Genomic DNA, 13,694 nt, shown 5'->3' with positions numbered 1-13,694 from the left:
TTTTAGGGTGATTGAACATGTCGGACGAATGGAAAGACAGCAAGGCTGAAGTCGCGGGCAATAGTTCCGACGACAAAAGCTGGAAACTGCTGGAAAAGACCTTGTTGGCCGGTGTGCAAGAGCAGCGCCGCTCACGACGCTGGGGTATTTTCTTCAAGCTGCTGACGTTCGCTTATCTCATTGGCGCGCTGATGTTGTTTACGCCGCTGATGGATGTCGAAAAAGGTGTTTCTCGCGGCAAGAATCACACTGCGTTGATTGAAGTGCAGGGCATGATCGCGGACAAGGAGCCGGCCAGCGCCGATAACATCGTTGGCAGTCTGCGTGCGGCATTCGAGGACTCGAAGACCAAAGGCGTGATCCTGCGTATCAACAGTCCAGGTGGCAGCCCGGTACAGTCCGGCTACATCTATGACGAAATACGTCGGTTGCGCGCCGAGAAGCCGGATATCAAGGTTTACGCGGTCATCACCGATCTTGGCGCTTCAGGTGCCTATTACATTGCCAGTGCCGCCGACCAGATCTATGCCGACAAGGCGAGTCTCGTGGGTTCCATTGGGGTGACGGCAGCCGGTTTCGGTTTCGTCGGGATCATGGATAAGCTGGGTGTTGATCGCCGGACCTACACGTCGGGCGAGCACAAGGCGTTCCTTGACCCGTTCCAGCCGCAGAAGGCCGATGAAACTCAATTCTGGCAGGGTGTGCTGGACACTACTCATCGCCAGTTCATCGCCAGCGTCAAGCAGGGCCGTGGTGATCGCCTGAAGGACAAGGAACACCCCGAGTTGTTCTCCGGGTTGGTGTGGACCGGTGAGCAGGCGCAACAGCTTGGTCTGGTTGATGGTCTCGGCAGTGCCAGCTATGTGGCACGTGAGATCATCGGTGAGAAGGAAATAGTCGATTACACCATTGAAGAGTCGCCGTTTGATCGATTCTCCAAGAAGCTGGGCGTCAGCATGGCTAACCAGATAGCAATGTGGATGGGCTTCCAGGGGCCGTCGTTGCGTTAACGAAATCAGCGGTGTGTGCAAAGAAGCCCGGCCATTGGTCGGGCTTCTGCATTTCAGCGACTAAGGAATCGCGACCCCTTCGATCAGCAGCATGTCGATCAGGCGAATCAAGGGCAGGCCGATCAGGCTGGTGGCGTCGCTGCCTTCGGTGCTGCGAAACAGGCTTACACCCAATCCTTCGGCCTTGAAGCTTCCTGCGCAATCGTAGGGCTGCTCGGCGCGCAGGTAGCGCTCAAGGCTGGCTTGGTCCAGGTCGCGCATATGGACGGTGAACGGCACGCAATCGACCTGGCAGTGGCCTGTACGGCTGTTGAGCAGTGCCAGGCCGGTCAGGAACGTCACGCTGGCGCCACGGGCTGCTGACAGTTGCTCCAGGGCGCGCTCGAACGTGTGGGGCTTGCCGAGAATCTGTCCATGGAGGACCGCAACCTGATCCGAGCCGATGATCAGGTGGTCTGAGTGGCTGTCGGCAAGCGCCTGTGCTTTCTCTCGGGCCAGGCGCTGAACCAGTTCGATCGCGGGTTCTTCAGGGCGGCGGCTTTCATCGATATCAGGTGAGCAGCAGGTGAACGGCAGGCGCAGGCGAGCCAGTAATTCACGGCGGTAGGGCGAGCTCGATGCGAGTAGCAGAGGCGGCATACTGTTCTCCAAAAGATGAAAGGTCATTCTAATCAGCATTCAATATTGAGGCTTTCAGTCTGCTGAAACGTAGCGAGCGAAGGCAAGGCAAGGCAAGGCGAGAAAGCGGAGTCTACGGGCTGTAAATGAGCATTTCGAGCCTGCTCTCAACGCAGCATTACCGAGTGCAGTAGTTTCAACAGATTGAAAGGCCTGAATTTCCTTTGACAGGGGGAGGCCTCGTCCCTAGAATGCTGCGCCTATGTTGAATGACCCGATTCCACCTCACGTTGACCCGCGCAAATTAGCTGATCGTGGCACTACTCTTCAGGGAGAAGTACTGCTGGCTGATTTGGAGAGACTCTGCGACCCGCTTTCCGATAACCTCGGTACGGTGCAGGCTAAATTCATTTTTGAGCGAGACGAGCGCAGATCTGTGGTCATCCACAGTTCCATCGACGCCGAGGTCAAAATGGTTTGCCAGCGTTGTCTTGAGCTGGTCACCCTGCCGATCCACAGCGAATGCAGTTACGCTGTGGTGAAAGAGGGTGCGAATACCCAGTCGTTACCGAAAGGTTATGACGTGCTGGAACTGGGCGAAGATCCATTGGATCTGCTGGCATTGATCGAGGAGGAGCTGTTGCTCGCCTTGCCCATTGTGCCTGCTCATCATCCGGAAGAATGCCAGCAGCCGGCGGACCTTAACGAGTCCGAGCCGAGCGTGGACGAGGTAACGCGGTCCAACCCGTTCAGTGTATTGGCGCAGTTAAAGCGTGACCCAAACGTTTAGGAGTTAATCAATTATGGCTGTTCAGCAGAACAAAAAATCCCGCTCTGCCCGTGACATGCGTCGTTCGCACGACGCTCTTGTGGCAAGCACTCTGTCTGTAGAAAAAACCACAGGTGAAATTCACCTGCGTCACCACGTATCGCCGGAAGGTGTTTATCGTGGTCGCAAAGTGATCGACAAGGGCGCTGACGAGTAATTTCTTGTCCGCTCCGATCATCGCGATTGACGCAATGGGTGGGGACTTCGGTCCCCGCAGCATTGTGCAGGCCAGTATCGCTTGTTTGTTTGCTACGCCCTCGCTGCACCTGACCCTCGTCGGTCAAGCCCCCCTTATTGAAGAATTGATTGCTCGCCATTCCGGTGTGGATCGCTCACGTCTGCGTGTTGTAAACGCCAGCGAAGTGATTGCCATGGATGAGCGGCCTTCGCAGGCGTTGCGCAGCAAGCCCGATTCGTCGATGCGGGTGGCGTTGGGGTTGTTGGCCGAGGGCCAGGTTCAGGCCTGTGTAAGTGCGGGTAATACCGGCGCGTTGATGGCGCTGTCACGCTTTGTGCTCAAGACTTTGCCGGGCATCGATCGTCCCGCGATGATCGCAGCCATCCCGACCCAGCGTGGTTATTGCCAGTTGCTGGATCTGGGAGCAAATGTCGATTGCAGTGCCGAAAACCTTTACCAGTTCGCCGTCATGGGTTCGGTCGCGGCTGAGGCGCTGGGTGTTCCCCGGCCTCGGGTGGCGCTGCTCAATATCGGCACTGAGGACATCAAGGGTAATCAGCAAGTCAAATTGGCGGCTACTCTGCTCCAGGCTGCGCCGGGTTTGAACTACATCGGCTTCGTTGAAGGTGATGGGGTGTACCGTGGCGAGGCTGATGTCGTGGTGTGCGACGGTTTTGTCGGTAATATCCTGCTCAAGTCCAGCGAAGGGCTGGCGACGATGATCGGTGCGCGGATCGAATCGCTGTTCCAGCAGAATGTGTTTACAAGGGTCGTGGGTGCGTTAGCGCTGCCCATGCTCAAGCGTTTGCGGGCTGACCTGGCGCCTGCGCGGCATAATGGCGCGAGTTTTTTGGGTTTGCAGGGCATCGTCGTGAAAAGCCATGGTGCCGCAGGCGTGCAAGGCTTCCAGAGTGCGATTCAACGGGCCTTGATCGAAATACAGGAAAACCTCCCGCAACGCTTGGGTGGACGCCTTGAGGAGCTGCTTTAGGCTGTCTCCGGGCGTGAGTTGCGCAAATGTGACGCTGGTGACGGGTCAGTCATCCAACTGCCATTCACGGACAGTTAATTTTTGAGTTTTGCGCCGGGCTTGGCCGGGCGTCAATTTTCGACGACAAATCATTAGGGGCTTGATCAATGTCTGCATCCCTCGCATTCGTCTTTCCGGGTCAAGGATCACAGTCCCTCGGCATGCTCGCCGAGCAGGGCGCTCAGCACAAACTGATCCTCGACACCTTCAGTGAAGCTTCCGAAGCCTTGGGTTACGACCTTTGGGCGCTGACCCAGCAAGGGCCGGAAGAGCAACTCAATCAAACCGATAAAACCCAGCCTGCGATCCTGACGGCCTCCGTGGCGCTGTGGCGCCTGTGGTTGTCTGAAAGTGCTTTGCGCCCTGCGTATGTCGCCGGGCACAGCCTGGGTGAATACAGCGCGCTGGTAGCGGCAGGCAGCCTGACCTTGAGCGATGCGGTCAAGCTGGTGGAGCGCCGGGGTCAGTTGATGCAACAGGCTGTGCCTGCGGGCCAGGGCGGCATGGCTGCCATTCTGGGTCTGGACGATGCCGATGTGCTCGCGGCGTGCGCCGAGGCTGCCCAGGGTGACGTCGTCAGTGCGGTAAATTTCAATTCGCCGGGCCAGGTTGTGATCGCAGGTTCTGCTGCCGCTGTCGAGCGTGCCATCGAGGCCTGCAAGGCCCGTGGCGCCAAGCGAGCATTGCCATTGCCTGTGAGCGTGCCGTCGCATTGCGAATTGATGCGTCCGGCCGCTGAGCGCTTCGCTGAATCCATTGAGGCGATTGCCTGGCAGGCGCCGCAGATCAAGCTGGTACAGAACGTCAGCGCGTCAGCGGTGGCCGACCTCGATACCCTCAAGCGCGATTTGCTGGAACAATTGTACAAACCTGTGCGTTGGGTCGAATCTATCCAGTTCCTGGCAGCCCATGGCGCGACCCGATTGGTCGAGTGCGGGCCGGGTAAAGTGCTGGCGGGTTTGAACAAGCGCTGCGCCGAAGGCGTGACAACCTACAACCTCAATACCCCAGACGCCTTCGCCGCCACCCGTGCGGCACTGGCCTGATTAGGAGAAGCTTGCATGAACCTGCAAGGTAAAGTTGCACTGGTCACCGGTGCGAGCCGCGGTATTGGCCAAGCCATTGCCCTTGAGTTGGGACGTCACGGTGCGATCGTGGTCGGGACGGCAACGTCCGAGTCCGGCGCCGAGCGTATCAGCGCGACGTTCAAGGAAAACGGCATTGAAGGTTTCGGGCTGGCGCTCGACGTCTGCAGCGATGCGTCTGTCAGTGCGACGCTGGCATTGATTCAGGAGCGCGTTGGCGCCCCGTTGATTCTGGTCAATAACGCCGGTATCACCCGTGACAACCTGATGATGCGAATGAAAGATGACGAATGGCATGACGTTGTCGACACCAACCTGAACAGTCTATTTCGGCTGTCCAAGGGTGTTTTGCGCGGCATGACCAAGGCGCGTTGGGGTCGAATTATCAGTATTGGCTCGGTAGTGGGTGCCATGGGCAACGCAGGCCAAGTAAACTATGCGGCCGCGAAAGCCGGTCTGGAAGGTTTCAGCCGGGCCCTGGCCCGTGAAGTCGGCTCGCGTGCGGTCACCGTTAACGCGGTTGCACCTGGTTTTATCGATACCGATATGACCCGCGAGCTGCCAGAAGCGCAACGTGAGGCATTGATTACCCAGATTCCTTTGGGACGTTTGGGGCAGGCGCAAGAGATCGCGCACGTGGTCGCTTTTCTTGCATCTGAAGGTGCAGCCTACGTTACCGGGGCTACAATCCCGGTGAATGGCGGCATGTACATGAGTTGAATGTGACGGATCGCTTCAAAAAAATGTCATACGAGCGGTCTAAAATCCGTTATAAAGCTGCAATCTATTAATAGGCGGAAGGCGGGTGTGGTTACAGAGGATGAGCATTGAGCTTGAAATGCGCAAAACCTCTTCGCTACACTTACCCACCGGCCAGCTGCCTGAATTTGTCCACTAGGAGTTAAAACAAGGTATGAGCACCATCGAAGAGCGCGTCAAGAAAATCGTTATGGAGCAACTTGGCGTCAAAGCAGAGGAAGTGACAAACGCTGCTTCTTTCGTTGAAGACCTGGGCGCTGACTCCCTTGATACCGTGGAGCTGGTAATGGCTCTGGAAGAGGAATTCGAGACCGAAATTCCTGACGAAGAAGCCGAAAAAATCACTACCGTTCAAGCCGCTATCGACTACGTTACTGCCCACCAGGCGTAATGGTTTGTAGTCGTCGCTTGCTGTCGGGAAAAACCGCACTGCCATCATGGCGTGCGGTTTTTTCTTTAGAAGTGATGTGAAGAGTCGTCAATAGATTAAAGGAGAGTGCTGTGTCGCGTAGACGCGTCGTAGTCACCGGTATGGGTATGTTGTCGCCATTGGGCACGGACGTTCCGAGCTCTTGGCAGGGCATTCTGGCTGGTCGCAGTGGCATTGGTCTGATCGAACACACGGACCTTTCGGCCTTTACCACCCGTTTTGGCGGCTCGGTAAAAGGCTTCAACGTTGAGGAGTATCTGGCGCCCAAAGAGGCACGGCGTCTCGACCTTTTCATTCAGTACGGTTTGGCCGCGAGCTTTCAAGCCGTGCGCAACTCCGGGCTTGAAGTGACCGACGCTAACCGTGATCGCATTGGCGTTGCCATGGGCGCGGGTATCGGTGGCTTGACCAATATCGAGAACAACGCTCGCTCGTTGCATGAGCAAGGGCCGGGGCGGATTTCTCCGTTTTTTGTTCCGGGCTCGATTATCAACATGATTTCCGGCTTCCTGTCGATCCATCTGGGTGCACAGGGGCCTAACTACGCCATCGCAACTGCGTGCACCACAGGCACCCATTGCATTGGTATGGCCGCACGCAACATCGCCTACGGTGAAGCTGACGTGATGATCGCCGGGGGCGCAGAAATGGCTGCCTGCGGTCTGGGTATGGGTGGCTTTGGTGCGTCTCGGGCGCTGTCTACCCGCAATGACGACCCTACCCGGGCAAGCCGTCCGTGGGACAAAGGGCGCGATGGTTTCGTCTTGTCCGATGGCGCTGGAGCCTTGGTGCTTGAAGAGTTGGAGCACGCCAAGGCGCGTGGCGCGACCATCTACGCCGAGCTGATCGGTTTTGGCATGAGTGGCGACGCTTATCACATGACATCGCCACCTGAAGACGGTGCCGGTGCTGCACGTTGCATTGCCAACGCGCTGCGTGATGCCAGGATCAACGTCGATGAAGTCCAGCACATCAACGCTCACGGCACATCGACCCTGGCGGGCGATTTGGCCGAAGCGTCGGCGATCAAGACCGTCTTTGGCGATCACGCCTACAAACTGGCTATCACGTCGACCAAATCGATGACCGGCCACTTGCTCGGTGCCGCAGGGGCGGTCGAGGCGATCTTCAGTATTCTGGCGATCAACGGTCAGGTCGCGCCGCCGACGATCAACCTTGATGAGCCGGGCGAAGGCTGTGATCTGGACTTTGTCCCGCACGAGGCCCGAAGCATGCCTATCGATGTTGTGCTCTCCAACTCCTTCGGGTTTGGCGGCACCAATGGGTCGCTGGTGTTCCGTCGGTACGCGGATTGATGCCGAGCTGGATCAATGGTCTTCCGGCTGAGACCCTGTCCGTGACGGATCGGGGTCTGGCTTACGGCGATGGTTTGTTTGAAACCATTGCCGTCAAGGCTGGGCAACCTTTGCTGTTCGAGCGTCACCTGCAGCGCCTGGCGACAGGTTGCAGTCGATTGGCGATTGCGGCGGATCAATCGTTGATCCGCAGCGAATTGCTGGCGTTTGCTGCGCAGTTGGGCGACGGCGTGATGAAGTTGATTCTCACCCGTGGCGACAGCTTGCGTGGCTACGCACCCGCACCCATGGCCGAGCCGCGGCGCATCCTTCAGGGCAGCGCGGCGCCAGACTATCCGCCGGCTCATGCCGAGCAGGGTGTTTACCTGTTTCAATGCCTCACGCGTTTATCTGAACAACCGTTGCTGGCCGGGCTTAAACACCTGAACCGGCTCGAGCAGGTGCTCGCGCGCAGCGAGTGGCAGGACAGCGCATACGCCGAAGGGCTGATGTGCGATACCTCCGGGCGGATTATCGAGGGCGTGTACAGCAACGTCTTTCTGATCAAGGAGGGTGTGCTGCTGACCGCTGACCTGAGCCGTTGCGGCGTGGCCGGTGTGATGCGCGCAGAACTGCTGGCTCAAGCCCGGATGCTGGGCATTGGCACTGAAGTGCGCGACATTCAGTGGCTCGATCTGGAGCAGGCGGACGAGGTTTTTCTGAGCAACAGTGTCTATGGTGTGTGGCCCGTGCGAGGGTTTGCACAGCTGAACTGGCCGGTTGGCCCGCTCACCCGTAAACTGCAGGATATTGCTCGCGCGCTTCTGGATGTTTGATCGGTGATTCGTAAATTATTGGTGTTGTTCGAAGGTTGTCTGGTCCTGGCAGGGTTACTGCTGGGCCTGTCCGTCTGGCAACAGGATGTAGCGCTGAAACAACCCTTGAACCTGACTCAGGAGCAGTTGCTCGACGTCCCCGCAGGCTCCACGCCCACTGGCGTGCTTAATCGTTTGCAGGCCGACGGGGTGATCAAGGACGCCTTCTGGTTGCGTCTTTACTGGCGTTTCAATCTGTCTGATCAGTCGTTCCACAGCGGCGAATACCGCATGACACCCGCAATGGACGCCAAGGCGCTGCTGGGGTTGTGGCAGCGTGGCGAGGTCGTGCAATACAGCCTGACACTGGTCGAAGGCTGGAATTTCCGTCAGGTCCGTGCGGCCTTGGCCAAACAGCTCAAGCTTGAGCAGAACCTGGCCGGGTTGAGCGACACGGAATTGATGGCCAGGCTGGGCCACGCCGATGTATTCCCTGAAGGTCGTTTCTTCCCTGACACCTACCGTTACGTACGCGGCATGAGCGACGTCGACTTGCTCAAGCAGGCGTACAACCGTCTGGATGAAGTCCTGGCGGAGGAATGGACCCGGCGCGCGGCCGACGTGCCTTACGTCGACCCGTATCATGCGTTGATCATGGCCTCGCTGGTCGAGAAAGAAACCGGCGTGCCTCAGGAGCGTGCGCAAATCGCGGGCGTTTTTGTCCGGCGCCTGGAGATGGGGATGTTGTTACAGACCGATCCGACCGTGATCTACGGCCTTGGTGAGCGTTACAACGGCAAGCTGACCCGCGCCTCGCTGAAAGAGCCAACGCCCTATAACACTTATGTCATCGCCGGTTTGCCGCCGACCCCGATCTCGTTGGTGGGACGCGAAGCCATCCATGCCGCGCTTAACCCGGTGCCTGGCAGCAGCTTGTATTTCGTTGCTCGCGGTGACGGCAGTCACGTGTTTTCTGCTGATCTGGACGCCCATAACAACGCGGTTCGCGAGTTTCAGCTCAAACGACGTGCGGACTATCGCTCCAGTCCGGCACCTGTTTCCGCCCCGGGCGCCGTGCCACCGTCGGAGTCAGAGGTCGCACCGGCTCCCGCACCCACTGCCACGCCAGATGAAAAAAGCGAGCAGGGCCCGCAATGAATTTGATTAAGGACTGCCTGTGACTGGCTTGTTTATTACCCTGGAAGGTCCGGAAGGCGCCGGAAAAAGCACCAATCGCGAATACCTGGCCGAGCGTCTGCGTGCCCATGGTGTCGATGTTGTGCTGACCCGGGAGCCGGGCGGCACGCCTTTGGCCGAGCGGATTCGCGAGCTGTTATTGGCGCCGAGCGATGAGCCGATGAATGCCGATACCGAGTTGTTGCTGGTGTTCGCTGCCAGAGCCCAGCATCTGGCTGAAGTCATTCGTCCTGCGCTGGCTCGCGGAGCAGTGGTGTTGTGTGATCGGTTTACAGATGCGACCTACGCTTACCAAGGGGGTGGCCGTGGCTTGTCCCATGAGCGAATTGCCGTCCTGGAGCATTTTGTCCAGGGTGATCTGCGTCCTGATCTGACCCTGGTGTTCGACTTGCCGGTGGAAGTCGGTCTGGCGCGTGCGACGGCCCGTGGGCGGCTCGACCGTTTCGAGCAGGAAGGCCGGACGTTCTTCGACGCCGTGCGCAGTACCTATCTGAAGCGTGCGGCCGCCAGTCCTGAGCGCTACCGTCTGGTGAACGCCGCGTTGTCGCTGTCTGAGGTTCAGCAGTCACTTGATGGCTTGCTGCCCGAGTTGCTGGAGCTTCAACGTGGCTGAGGCCTACCCCTGGCAAGAAAGTCTTTGGCAGCAACTGGCCGGGCGTAGCCAGCACGCGCACGCTTACTTGCTTCATGGGCCTGCGGGCATCGGCAAGCGCGCACTGGCGGAGCGCCTTATGGCTCGCTTGTTGTGTCAGCGCCCTGAAGGGCTGGATGCGTGTGGCCAGTGCAAGTCCTGCCTGCTGCTGGTCGCGGGCAGTCACCCGGATAATTACGTGCTGGAGCCTGAAGAAGCGGACAAGGCGATCAAGGTCGATCAGGTCCGCGATCTGGTCAGCTTCGTCGTGCAGACCGCGCAAATGGGCGGTCGAAAGGTGGTATTGATCGAGCCTGCCGAGTCGATGAACGTCAACGCCGCCAACGCATTGCTCAAAAGCCTCGAAGAACCTTCTGGCAATACCGTATTGTTGCTGGTCAGTCATCAGCCGAGCCGTTTGTTGCCGACAGTCAAAAGCCGTTGCGTGCAACAGGCCTGTCCACTGCCCAGTGAGGCAATGAGCCTGGACTGGCTGGCCAACGCGTTGCCCGATTGCGCGGAGGATGAACGCGTCGAGCTGCTGGCTCTGGCCGCCGGTTCCCCCTTGGCGGCAGTCAGCCTGCAGGCTCAGGGCGTACGGGAGCAGCGGGCGCTGGTGGTGGACGGTGTGAAAAAACTGCTTAAGCACCAGCAATCACCCACTCAGTTGGCTGAAGGCTGGAAAGATATTCCGCTGTTGTTGCTGTTCGACTGGTTCTGCGACTGGTCGCATCTGATTCTGCGCTATCAGCTGACTCAGGACGAAGCGGGTCTCGGTTTGGGTGATATGCGTAAGGTGCTGCAATACCTGGCGCAGAAATCCACTCAGGGCAAGGTGCTCGGTATTCAGGATTGGGTGCTGGCCCAGCGTCAGAAAGTCATGTCCAAAGCCAACCTTAACCGGGTGTTGTTGCTCGAAGCGTTGTTGGTGCAGTGGGCAGGCTTGCCCGGACAAGGTTAGACTCTAGGGTCTGTTGACGTTTGGTGACGACCGCGACGGAGGCCCATTTGGCGCAGGGCGAGGCGCGAGGAACGCGGTTTGGTTGTTCCAAATAAGTTCCGAGCAACGCAGCCCTGCGCCAAATGGGCCCCGTCCCTTCGGGTTGCGCGCCAACGTGCGCGAGGCTGCGTTGCGGGATTTGCCAAGGGAACAACCATTAGCGGCATCCCGCGCCTTGCCTCGCACACGTTGGCATCGCAACGCGGTTCGCCACCAAACGTCAACAGACCCTATTATTCGGATCACGTCCCCAGGAGTTGCAATGAACTTGCCGCTGAGTCCAGGCCCACGGAATGGTATTTTGTCCCTGACGATCAAGGACAAATCCGTGTTGTACGCCGCTTATATGCCATTCATAAAAAATGGCGGGCTGTTCATCCCCACCAGCAAAAGCTACAAGCTGGGTGACGAGGTGTTCATGCTGCTCAACCTGATGGACGAGCCGGAAAAAATCCCGGTGACAGGCAAGGTTACCTGGATAACGCCCAAGGGCGCCCAGGGTAATCGGGCGGCGGGAGTTGGCGTCCAGTTCAATGATGGCGACAACACTGCCCGGAACAAGATTGAAACGTACCTGGCCGGAGCCCTGAAATCCGACCGTCCAACCCATACCATGTAGTTGCCATCCTGCCATGCTTGTAGATTCCCATTGCCACCTCGACCGTCTCGATCTCGCTGTGCATGCAGGTTCGCTCGATGCCGCCCTTGAGGCGGCGCGGGCGCGAGGCGTCGGGCATTTTCTGTGCATCGGTGTCAGCGCCGAGAATGCCGGAGCGGTCAAAGCCTTGGCTGAGCGTTATGACGACGTGGATTGTTCGGTGGGTATTCATCCGCTGGACCTGCAACCGGGCGAGGCGCCTGCACTGGACTGGCTGCTGGATGAGCTGAATCACCCGCGGGTGGTGGCCATTGGCGAGACGGGCCTTGATTACCACTATGAGCCCGAGGCTGCCGAGCTTCAGCAGCAATCGTTTCGCCTGCACCTGCAGGCTGCCAGCATCACGGGCAAGCCGGTCATCGTGCACACCCGTGGTGCTCGCGCCGACACCTTGAACCTGTTGCGAGAAGCTGCGTTGCCACACGCTGGCGTACTGCACTGCTTTACCGAAGATTGGGAGATGGCCAGGGCGGCGCTGGATCTGGGTTTTTATATCTCGTTATCCGGGATCGTCACCTTCCGTAATGCCGATGCGCTGCGAGACGTGGCACGTCAGGTGCCCGCTGATCGATTGCTGGTGGAGACCGATTCGCCTTACCTGGCGCCGATTCCTTATCGGGGCAAACCCAACCTTCCGCAATATGTGCGGGAAGTGGCAGAGTTCCTGGCGATGTTGCGCGGTGAGTCCTACGAGCGTTTTGCCGACCAGACCACTGAAAACTTTATGCGGCTGTTCCCTTTGGCACATGTGAAGCGCTAGGGGCTCGTTCCCCGAGTCCCCCTCGAGCGCTGTCCCGCAGGATATTTTTATGCAAAAAAAACCCGGGCTCTGGGGGGGGAATCCGGGTTAAGACCATTAGGAGTAAAACAAAGGCGCTCGGTCCATCGGCACCTTCATTGACGCGTCACTTGGGGGAGATGTCGCGTCAACTAACTTAGTATTGGTCAGGATTGGCGGACGTCCAGTCGCAGGTGCTCATTTTTTAAACAGATTTGGAATACACCCGCTTCTGTTGAGTTCTCAACGAGCAGACAGCGTGCGTACGATGGCCAATGTCTCCTCGATCACCCGCGATTCAGTATAGAAATGTGGGGAAAATCTGATGCCGGGTCCGCGTTGAACGCACACCACCTGTTCCTGTTTAAGGTGCTCGAATACGTGGGCGTTCGCTATCCCGTCCAGGCTGAAGCTCAGGATTCCCGCGCGTTTCTCAGGGTTTTTCGGGGTGTGCAAACGGACACCTGGAATGGCGCTCAACCCTTCTTCGAGCCAGAGAACACGCTCGGCAATGGCTTTCCCCACTGTTTCCATGCCGACGTCTTCGAGCAGCGAAAGGCTGGCCTCCAATGCCATGGTGCCAAGCATGTTCGGGCTGCCGCATTCGAAGCGGCGCGCGGACAGGGCCGGTTCCCAGGTCGTGCGGTTGTAGTCACCCATGTGCTCGAGCATGTGCCAGCCGAACTCACTGAGTTTCAGTAGTGGTCGCAATTCGCTGCGGCAATAAAAAACGCCCAGGCCTTCCGGGCCCAGCAGCCACTTATGGCCATCTGCCATGGCGAAGTCGCATTGGCTCGCCTGAACATCAAAGGGCAGGGCGCCCAATTGCTGGATAACATCAATGCAGAACAGCACGCTGCGTTGTTTGCAGCCCTGGCCCAGGCGTTCGAGATCCAGGCGCAGGCCGGAAGCGTATTGCACCGCGCTGATCGACAGCAGCCGTGTGCGAGCACCGCAGGCGGCGAGCAGCGCCGCTTCCGGGTCGTCGTTTTTGAGACTGACCTGAATGACTTCGACGCCTTGGGGCGCCAGCGCCTCCCAGACGATGCGGTTGGATGGAAACTCTTCGTCGCTGATAACGATCTGGTCGCCGGCTTTCCAGTCCAGTCCAAACGCAACGAATGACAGCGCTTCCGAGGTATTTTTGACCAGAGCGATGTCATCGGTCGACGGCGCGTTCAATAGACGCATCAGGCGTTCACGCAAGCGTTGCTCTACCACCATCCAGTCCGGATAGTCCCGCGCGCCCAGTAAAACGTTCTCCTGAGCGAAGCGGCTGACGGCGGTCGCGGCGCGTTTTGGCCAGGGGGCGACCGCAGCGTGGTTTAAATATCGCAGGCCCGGGGCCTGTGCAAATTCATCAAGAAACGTAGACATGGTC

At 58.4% G+C, this 13,694-nt stretch carries 16 protein-coding genes; 14 read left to right on the top strand and 2 right to left on the bottom strand.

Annotation, left to right across the window (positions count from 1 at the left end; genetic code table 11):
- The first annotated feature begins 17 nt into the window (after positions 1 to 17).
- On the top strand, positions 18 to 1,010 hold the full coding sequence (gene sppA, locus K0F75_RS09600) for a signal peptide peptidase SppA (protein WP_219061632.1): 993 nt from the start codon (positions 18 to 20) through the stop codon (positions 1,008 to 1,010).
- Positions 1,011 to 1,070: 60 nt separating this feature from the next.
- Here the strand turns inward: sppA and K0F75_RS09595 are convergent, their stop codons facing one another.
- Positions 1,071 to 1,649, bottom strand: a complete 579-nt coding sequence (locus K0F75_RS09595; protein ID WP_219061631.1) for a nucleoside triphosphate pyrophosphatase — start codon at positions 1,647 to 1,649, stop codon at positions 1,071 to 1,073.
- Positions 1,650 to 1,890: 241 nt separating this feature from the next.
- Between K0F75_RS09595 and K0F75_RS09590 the strand changes: the two genes are divergently transcribed.
- From K0F75_RS09590 to K0F75_RS09530, 13 genes are all read left to right on the top strand, one after another.
- Positions 1,891 to 2,418 (top strand): YceD family protein, encoded by a 528-nt coding sequence (locus tag K0F75_RS09590; protein ID WP_219061630.1) that lies wholly within the window; start codon positions 1,891 to 1,893, stop codon positions 2,416 to 2,418.
- 13 nt (positions 2,419 to 2,431) lie between these two features.
- On the top strand, positions 2,432 to 2,614 hold the full coding sequence (gene rpmF / locus K0F75_RS09585; protein WP_219061629.1) for a 50S ribosomal protein L32: 183 nt from the start codon (positions 2,432 to 2,434) through the stop codon (positions 2,612 to 2,614).
- Between the two features lie 4 nt (positions 2,615 to 2,618).
- The gene (gene plsX / locus K0F75_RS09580; protein WP_219061628.1) at positions 2,619 to 3,626 is read left to right on the top strand and encodes a phosphate acyltransferase PlsX; all 1,008 of its coding nucleotides are present in this window, start codon (positions 2,619 to 2,621) and stop codon (positions 3,624 to 3,626) included.
- 146 nt (positions 3,627 to 3,772) lie between these two features.
- Entirely contained in the window at positions 3,773 to 4,711 is a 939-nt protein-coding gene (gene fabD, locus K0F75_RS09575) for an ACP S-malonyltransferase (protein ID WP_219061627.1), read from the top strand.
- Positions 4,712 to 4,726: 15 nt separating this feature from the next.
- A complete protein-coding gene (fabG, locus tag K0F75_RS09570) occupies positions 4,727 to 5,470 on the top strand; it encodes a 3-oxoacyl-ACP reductase FabG (protein ID WP_219061626.1) in 744 nt (247 codons plus the stop codon).
- Positions 5,471 to 5,663: 193 nt separating this feature from the next.
- Entirely contained in the window at positions 5,664 to 5,900 is a 237-nt protein-coding gene (gene acpP / locus K0F75_RS09565; protein WP_219061625.1) for an acyl carrier protein, read from the top strand.
- Between the two features lie 110 nt (positions 5,901 to 6,010).
- Complete coding sequence (gene fabF, locus K0F75_RS09560) at positions 6,011 to 7,255, top strand: beta-ketoacyl-ACP synthase II (protein ID WP_219061624.1); 1,245 nt, start codon at positions 6,011 to 6,013, stop codon at positions 7,253 to 7,255.
- Positions 7,255 to 8,070, top strand: coding sequence for an aminodeoxychorismate lyase (gene pabC, locus K0F75_RS09555; protein WP_219061623.1), 816 nt, complete (start codon positions 7,255 to 7,257; stop codon positions 8,068 to 8,070). Before fabF ends, pabC begins: the two co-directional genes overlap by 1 nt.
- 3 nt (positions 8,071 to 8,073) lie before the next feature.
- Entirely contained in the window at positions 8,074 to 9,207 is a 1,134-nt protein-coding gene (mltG, locus tag K0F75_RS09550; RefSeq protein ID WP_219061622.1) for an endolytic transglycosylase MltG, read from the top strand.
- 19 nt (positions 9,208 to 9,226) lie between these two features.
- A complete protein-coding gene (tmk, locus tag K0F75_RS09545; protein WP_219061621.1) occupies positions 9,227 to 9,859 on the top strand; it encodes a dTMP kinase in 633 nt (210 codons plus the stop codon).
- A complete protein-coding gene (locus K0F75_RS09540) occupies positions 9,852 to 10,838 on the top strand; it encodes a DNA polymerase III subunit delta' (protein ID WP_219061620.1) in 987 nt (328 codons plus the stop codon). Before tmk ends, K0F75_RS09540 begins: the two co-directional genes overlap by 8 nt.
- 301 nt (positions 10,839 to 11,139) lie before the next feature.
- A complete protein-coding gene (locus K0F75_RS09535) occupies positions 11,140 to 11,496 on the top strand; it encodes a PilZ domain-containing protein (RefSeq protein ID WP_219061619.1) in 357 nt (118 codons plus the stop codon).
- Between the two features lie 13 nt (positions 11,497 to 11,509).
- Positions 11,510 to 12,295, top strand: a complete 786-nt coding sequence (locus K0F75_RS09530) for a TatD family hydrolase (RefSeq protein ID WP_219061618.1) — start codon at positions 11,510 to 11,512, stop codon at positions 12,293 to 12,295.
- A 261-nt stretch (positions 12,296 to 12,556) separates the two neighbouring features.
- Here K0F75_RS09530 and K0F75_RS09525 read toward each other — a convergent pair whose 3' ends face one another.
- On the bottom strand, positions 12,557 to 13,690 hold the full coding sequence (locus K0F75_RS09525; protein ID WP_219061617.1) for an aminotransferase class V-fold PLP-dependent enzyme: 1,134 nt from the start codon (positions 13,688 to 13,690) through the stop codon (positions 12,557 to 12,559).
- Positions 13,691 to 13,694: the final 4 nt, after the last annotated feature.

The organism is Pseudomonas sp. UMAB-08, assembly GCF_900095225.1.
In the GTDB taxonomy this organism is placed as follows: Bacteria; Pseudomonadota; Gammaproteobacteria; order Pseudomonadales; family Pseudomonadaceae; genus Aquipseudomonas.
Note: the sequence above shows the minus strand (reverse complement) of the source record. Positions and strands in the feature narration are given on the sequence as shown.